At 69.6% G+C, this 1506-nt stretch carries 1 protein-coding gene; it reads right to left on the bottom strand.

Translation table 11 applies throughout. The annotated features are described in order from the left end of the window. Positions 1 to 1506 (bottom strand): AMP-binding protein (locus I71_RS01100; RefSeq protein ID WP_042688962.1); only part of this gene is annotated, 1506 nt, incomplete at both ends.

Here is a 1506-nt window from a genome sequence, read left to right on the forward strand (position 1 = left end):
CGAGTTGAAGGAAGACACGGTCGGCGCCGAACCGGGCATAGTCCGACCCGCAGCAAAGACGCACGATGTTGGCATGCGTCGTCATCACCGCTTTCGGCGTGCCGGTCGAGCCGGAGGTGTACATGAGATAGGCCAGATTATCCGGCCGCAGTTCCCGCGCCGTCGCGGGCGGCAGGACCTCCTCCGGCTCGGCCGCCCCCGCTGATCCCGCCCCGCCGATCAGCAGGCACGGGGTGCCTTCCGGCAGAACAGCTGCCCCGGCGGCATCGGCAACCACCAGCCGGACAGCCGCGTCGGCCAGCATGAAGGCAAGCCGGTCGGCCGGATAATCCGGATCGAGCGGCACATAAGCCGCTCCCGCCTTCAGGATGCCGAGAATGCCGACCACCATGGCCACCGACCGGGCGACCGCGATGCCGACCAGGGTTTCGGGGCCGGCGCCGTGGGCTTCCAGCACCCGCGCCAGCCGCCCGGCCCGAGCGTCAAGCTCCGCATAGCTGACGGTCTCATCGCCGGCTATCAGCGCGGTTGCATCCGGTGTGCGGGCAGCCTGGGCGGCGAATAGCACCGGCAGCGTGGCATCGGGCATCGGCCGGCCGGTGGCATTCCAGGCGGCGATCAGTTGCATCCGCTCCGCCACCGACAGCAGCTCGAAAGAGCCGACGGGACGGTCGAACCCGCCATCGGTGGCGATCTGGCGCAGCAATGTCCCGAAATGCCGGGTTATGCGGCATATGGTGGCGGGATCGTACAGGGCGGGATCATAGGTGCAGTTGCCGGAAAGACCGCCGTGATCGTCGATCACCTCCAGCCGGATTTCAAACTGGCCCTCCTGTTGCGGCAGCGGGTAGGGGGCCAGCGCCATGCCGCCGAAATCGACGTTGCCGGGATGGAACGTGGCGATGTCCTGCGCGAACAGCGGCGCCAGATCGCCAAAGCCGCGCAGGGCATGATAGACGAAGGCCGCCTGAGCCAGCGGCGGCCGGCTGAGATCATTGCCGAGCCGGAGCGCTTCGACCAGGGCCGGAAACGGCAGCACCCCGCCCTCCAGTGCCGTGGCGACTGCCTCCTGCGTCCGACGCAGGCATTCGGCAAAGCTGAGATCGCCGGTGATCGCGATCCGCAGCGGCGCGAGGTTGGCGAGGTAGCCGACCATGCCGGCAAAGCGCGGTTCGTCGCGCGCGGTCACCGGCGTGCCGACGACCAGATCGGATTGCCCGCTGTAGCGGTGCAGGATGATCTGGAATGCGGTCAGCATCAGGGCGAACACCGTCGACCCGCCGGCCGCCGCCGCCCGGCGCAGATCGCCGCTGAGCTGCGGGTCGAGCGAGAAGGGCTGGCTGGCGCCGGTCATCGCCCACAGCCGTGGTCGCGGCCGGTCGGCCGGCAGGCGCAGCGGTTCGGGCAGCGGGTTCATCCGGGTAACCCAGGAATTCCGCATCGCCTGCCCGGCCGGCGTGGACAGCCGGCGCAGTTCCCAGGCGGCGTAATCGCCCGGTGGCCGCC

The organism is Azospirillum sp. B506 (genome assembly GCF_000333595.1).
In the GTDB taxonomy this organism is placed as follows: domain Bacteria; phylum Pseudomonadota; class Alphaproteobacteria; order Azospirillales; family Azospirillaceae; genus Azospirillum.